The sequence below is a fragment of the Cupriavidus sp. SIMBA_020 genome (genome assembly GCF_046535395.1).
Taxonomy (GTDB): Bacteria; Pseudomonadota; Gammaproteobacteria; order Burkholderiales; family Burkholderiaceae; genus Cupriavidus; species Cupriavidus campinensis.
The window spans coordinates 1-261 of record NZ_JAWRWU010000892.1; the positions used below are offsets into that span (position 1 = coordinate 1).

A 261-nucleotide genomic window follows, 5' to 3' on the forward strand; every position below is an offset into this window, starting at 1 on the left:
CGGCTGTTCTGCACGCCGATCGTCAACCTGTTCCGCCAGCACGGCGAGCCGATCCGCATCACGCACCGCGCGGTGTCGTACCCGGTGATCGCCGAAGCGCGCCGGGCGTTCGCGTACGAGGTGTACTCGATCGATTCGGTGAAGCTCGTCCGGCAGCAGGCGCATGAGGAATCGGTGATCGAGTTCCGGCCGTTCTATTCGCTGCATCACGGCGAATCGGCGCGGATCGGTCATTACTGGTTCGCGCGCCGCAACGACTGG

The 261-nt window shown here is 65.1% G+C and carries 1 protein-coding gene; it reads left to right on the top strand.

Annotated elements, in window-relative coordinates; all coding sequences use genetic code 11:
• On the top strand, nucleotides 1-261 hold a 261-nt coding region (locus SB751_RS31995), incomplete at both ends, for a type VI secretion system baseplate subunit TssF (RefSeq protein ID WP_410749265.1).